Annotated in this window: 4 protein-coding genes; all 4 read left to right on the top strand. The window is 63.8% G+C overall.

Annotated features, from left to right (window positions below; all coding sequences use genetic code 11):
* The first annotated feature begins 174 nt into the window (after positions 1–174).
* Entirely contained in the window at positions 175–1,110 is a 936-nt protein-coding gene (locus tag ABSF49_RS20315; RefSeq protein WP_424114453.1) for a D-ribose ABC transporter substrate-binding protein, read from the top strand.
* A gap of 66 nt (positions 1,111–1,176) precedes the next feature.
* Positions 1,177–1,833 (top strand): DUF2291 family protein, encoded by a 657-nt coding sequence (locus ABSF49_RS20310; protein ID WP_424114452.1) that lies wholly within the window; start codon positions 1,177–1,179, stop codon positions 1,831–1,833.
* On the top strand, positions 1,830–3,395 hold the full coding sequence (locus ABSF49_RS20305; RefSeq protein WP_424114451.1) for a sugar ABC transporter ATP-binding protein: 1,566 nt from the start codon (positions 1,830–1,832) through the stop codon (positions 3,393–3,395). Before ABSF49_RS20310 ends, ABSF49_RS20305 begins: the two co-directional genes overlap by 4 nt.
* Positions 3,392–4,456 (top strand): ABC transporter permease, encoded by a 1,065-nt coding sequence (locus ABSF49_RS20300; RefSeq protein ID WP_424114450.1) that lies wholly within the window; start codon positions 3,392–3,394, stop codon positions 4,454–4,456. The genes ABSF49_RS20305 and ABSF49_RS20300 overlap by 4 nt, the downstream gene beginning before the upstream one ends.
* The last annotated feature ends 152 nt before the right edge of the window (positions 4,457–4,608 follow it).

The following is a 4,608-nucleotide window of genomic DNA, read 5'->3' as shown; positions in this document are numbered from 1 at the left end:
GCAGACGAAAACGAGCCGCCGAATCCAGGGGTTCGGCCGGACCGGTTCGCCTGCTTCCGCGTCGCACGGAGTCTTAGCGTGCGTTGTCGGCATCCAGCGTAACGCGCTCGACGGCGGTCGAAGCGGCCGCCGGGAGAACGGGGCGATGCCAGAATGGGTATTGGGAGGAAGGTCATGAAGGTTCGTTACGCGTTGGTCGGCGCCCTGCTCGCGAGCGCCGCGTTCATCGGAAGTTCCGCTTACGCCGCCGACCTGATCGCGGTCATTACGCCGTCGCACGACAATCCGTTCTTCAAAGCGGAAGCCGACGGCGCGGAAGCCAAAGCCAAAGAGCTTGGCTATGACGTCATCTCGTTGGTGCACGACGACGACGCCAACAAGCAGTCGGAGCTGATCGACACGGCCATCGCGCGCGGCGCGAAGGCGATCGTGCTCGACAACGCCGGCGCGGACGCGACGGTCGCGGCGGTGAAGAAGGCCAAGGACGCCGGCATCCCGTCGTTCTTGATCGACCGTGAAATCAACGCCTCCGGCGTCGCGATGGCGCAGATCGTCTCGAACAACTACCAGGGCGCCCAACTCGGCGGCCAGGAATTCGTCAAGCTGATGGGCGAGAAGGGCAATTTCGTCGAGTTGGTTGGCAAGGAATCCGACACCAACGCCGGCATCCGCTCGAAGGGTTATCACGACGTCATCGACGACTACCCGAATCTGAAGATCGTCGCACGGCAATCGGCGAACTGGAGCCAGCCGGAAGCCTATTCCAAGATGGAGTCGATCCTGCAGGCCAACCCCGACATCAAGGGCGTAATCTCGGGCAACGACACGATGGCGATGGGCGCCGAGGCGGCGCTGGTCGCAGCCGGCCGCAAGGACGTGATCGTCGTCGGCTTCGACGGATCGAACGACGTGCGCGATTCGATCTTGAAGGGCGGGATCAAGGCGACGGTGCTGCAGCCTGCCTATCGCGAAGCGCAACTCGCGGTCGAACAGGCTGACGCGTTCATCAAGACCAAGGCCGCCCCCAAGACCGAGAAGCAGCTCATGGACTGCGTGCTGATCAACAGCTCGAACGCCGCCAAGCTCGAGACTTTCGCCCTCAAGCCGTAAGGCGCAAGCTGAGGGGGCGCGGAGGCTAGTGGTCCCGCGCCCCATTCCTGTTCCGGAGTCGAATCGATGCGATCGGTCCAATGCGCCGCGGCCCTCTGCCTTGGCGTCCTGCTGGCGTCGTGTCGGTTCATTCCGACGGCTGAAGTCAAGTCGATGGGCGACACCAGCCTGATGAACGGCGCGGCGTCCTTCGATCCCGACAAGATGGTCGCCTCGATGTGGGCGACCAAGGTGATTCCCTATTTCGAGCAGAAGGCTGGCCCATTTGTCGCCGTGCGTGACCTCGCCGCCAAGGCGCCCGACGAGGCCGGCGCCAAGTACGGCTACCGGGCTAAGGCCGACGGCACGCCATGGACTTTGATGGTCAAGATCGACGGGACGATCGTCGCCGCCGACACCGATTCGCGTGCCGCCACCCTCGGCGTCGACGCCAGCGGTCAAGGCAAGCCCGACGCGACGGTGCAGATCGGCCCGGCGATGCGGGGCACGGCGATCCGCGACGCGCTCGACTTCGTCTCGTTCAACGACTTCACCAATCAGATCGATTTCGCCCGCTTCGGCAAGTCGTTCAACGTCTACGTCAACCGCAACACGCTCGAGAAGCTGCCACGCGAAGATCTGATCGGCCGTAAGATCACGCTGACCGGCGCCTTTGCGCTCGATGCGACCGGAGCGCCGCCGCTGTTGACGCCGGTCGAAATCACGATCGGGCCCAAGCCGTGACCGCCGCCGCCGCTCAAGACGAATCCGACGTCGTCCTGCGCCTCGAAGGCGTGACCAAAGTCTATTCCGGCACCGTCGCGGTCAAGCAGGCCGATTTCGCCGTGCGGCGCGGAGCGGTCAGTGTTCTCGTGGGCGAGAACGGCGCTGGCAAGTCGACTCTCGTGAAGATGATCGCCGGCGTCGAAGGCCCGACGGCTGGGCGCATCCTGCTCGACGGCCAGCCAGTCGTCTTTTTCGACACGGCCGACGCGATGGCGCATGGCATCGGAATGGTGTTCCAGGAGATGAATCTTTTCGGCAATCTCTCGGTGGCGGAGAACGTCTTCGCCAGTCGCGAGATCGTGCGCCATGGCCGCATCGACCATGCCGAACAGGAGCGGCAGACCGCGGCTCTGATGGAGCGTCTGCAAACCAGCGTCAATCCGCGCGCCATGGTCGAAGACCTGATGATCGGCCAGCAGCAACTGGTCGAGATCGCCAAGGCGGTGGCGCGCAATGCGCGCATTCTCATCATGGACGAACCGACCTCGGCGCTCAGCGCGCCGGAAGTCGAGATCCTGTTTCGCGTCATCGCCGACCTCAAAGCCAAGGGGGTGGCGATCGTCTACATCTCACACCGGCTCGAAGAGCTGATGAGAATCGGCGACTACATCACCGTACTGCGCGACGGGCGAGTCACCGGCTCGAGGCCGATGGCGGAGATCGACCTCCACTGGATCGTTCGCCAGATGATCGGCTCCGACGCCAAGGACTTCTCCACGCCCGGCGACCACAAGTTCGGCGGCGAGGCTTTGCGCGCCGAGGACGTCTGCCTGGCCCGCGTCACCGGCGGCTTCGCCGTCGACCACGTGTCTCTGACGGTTCGCGCCAGTGAAATCGTCGGCATGTATGGACTGATGGGCGCAGGACGGAGTGAATTCCTCGAATGCGTCATTGGGCGACATTCTCATTCGACGGGCCGCATATTCGTCGAAGGCAAGCCGGTTCGCGAGCGCGATGTCGGCGGTCGTATCGAGCGCGGCCTGGCGCTGATTCCCGAAGACCGCCAACGCGACGGACTGGTGCCGATCCTTTCGGTCGCCGAGAATCTGACTCTGGCGAGCCTCAAGAAGCTGGCGAAGGTCTTTCATATTTCGGCGAGCCGCGAGGCCGAAGAGGTGCGGCGCGAGGTGCGCGACCTGTCGATCAAGGTCGCCGACCCCGCTTTGCCCGTTTCGTCCCTTTCTGGCGGTAACCAACAGAAGGTTGTCATCGGCAAGGCGCTGATGACGGCACCCAAGGTGCTGCTGATGGACGAGCCGAGCCGCGGCATCGACATCGGGGCCAAGGGCGACGTCTTCCGCATCATGCGCCGGCTTGCCGCGCAAGGCATCGGCATCCTGTTCGTCACGTCGGACCTCGAAGAGGTCCTGGCGCTTTCGGATCGTGTCGCGGTGATGAGTCGAGGCCGCTTGACGGCGCTGTTCGACCGCGCAGATGCGACCGAAGCCAAAGTCGTCGCCGCGTCGTCGATCGGCCATGGACCGACCGAGGCCGACAAGCACAAGGAACTGTCCGCATGAGCGCCGCCGCCGACTCCGCCTCATCCTCGGTCCGCGGATCGCTGGCTCTGAACGTGATGCGACTACGCACGTTCATCGCACTGTTCGCGGTGCTGATCTTTTTCGCCTTCGCGGCGCCGAACTTCCTCCACACCGCAAATCTGGTGCTGATGTCGAAGCACGTCGCCCTCAACGCCTTCCTCGCGATCGGCATGACTTTCGTCATCATCACCGGCGGCATCGACCTCTCGGTCGGCTCGATCGTTGGCTTGTGCGGCATGGTGGCCGGCGGGCTGATCCTCCATGGAGTCGACCTGCGGAACGGTTACACGCTGTTCTTCAACGTCCCCGAGATATTCGTCATCATCCTGGTCCTCGGCGTTCTCGTCGGCCTCGTCAACGGGCTGCTCGTCACCTGGCTGAACGTCGCGCCGTTCATAGCCACCCTCGGGACTCTTTATGTCGCGCGCGGCGCGGCGTTGTTGATTTCCGACGGCGCGACCTTCCCCAACCTCGAGGGCTCCCCCGCCCTCGGCACCACCGGCTATGCCTTTCTCGGCAGCGGCTACGTGTTCGATCCGCACTTACCGGTGGCGGTCTGCCTGCTGATCGTCGTCGCGCTGGGGGCCGCGTATCTCGCGCGGTGGACGCCGATCGGTCGGCACATCTTCGCAGTCGGCGGCAACGAGCGCGCCGCGGCGCTGTCGGGCGTTCGCGTCAACAGAGTCAAGCTGTTCGTCTACATGTTCTCCGGCTTCTGCGCGGCGATCGTCGGTCTAATCATCTCCTCCGAGTTGCTGGCGGCCCACCCGGCGACCGGTCAGTCCTTCGAACTCAACGCAATCGCCGCCGCCGTGCTCGGCGGCACCTCGATGTCGGGCGGCCGCGGAACGATCGGCGGCACCATCATCGGCGCGTTCGTCATCGGCATCCTGTCTGACGGCCTGGTGATGATGGGTGTGAGCGAATTCTGGCAGATGGTGATCAAGGGCGTCGTCATCATCGCGGCTGTGGTCGTCGACCAGGCACAGCGCAAGTTACAGCAGCGCGTCGCATTGCAGCAGATGGCGCAGTTGGCTTGATCTTTGCTGGCCCTGCTACGCAGAGTGAGCGAAAATACTGATGACTCTTGCGATTTGTTGCGGTCCTAGCTAGATGGTTTCGAGTTGCAGCGAATGGTTGTGAGTCGATCGACGTCTGAGCGGACCCGATTGCGGCTGCGACCAGTCGAAAC

Source organism: Roseiarcus sp. (genome assembly GCF_049514155.1).
Lineage (GTDB): Bacteria > Pseudomonadota > Alphaproteobacteria > Rhizobiales > Beijerinckiaceae > Roseiarcus.
This window is presented reverse-complemented; position numbering and strand designations above follow the sequence as displayed.

What these genes read in the sequence shown, in the direction of transcription:
- ABSF49_RS20315 (WP_424114453.1), top strand. Translation starts at nt 175, where the DNA reads ATGAAGGTTCGTTACGCGTTGGTCGGCGCCCTGCTCGCGAGCGCCGCG.
- ABSF49_RS20310 (WP_424114452.1), top strand. Translation starts at nt 1,177, where the DNA reads ATGCGATCGGTCCAATGCGCCGCGGCCCTCTGCCTTGGCGTCCTGCTG.
- ABSF49_RS20300 (WP_424114450.1), top strand. Translation starts at nt 3,392, where the DNA reads ATGAGCGCCGCCGCCGACTCCGCCTCATCCTCGGTCCGCGGATCGCTG.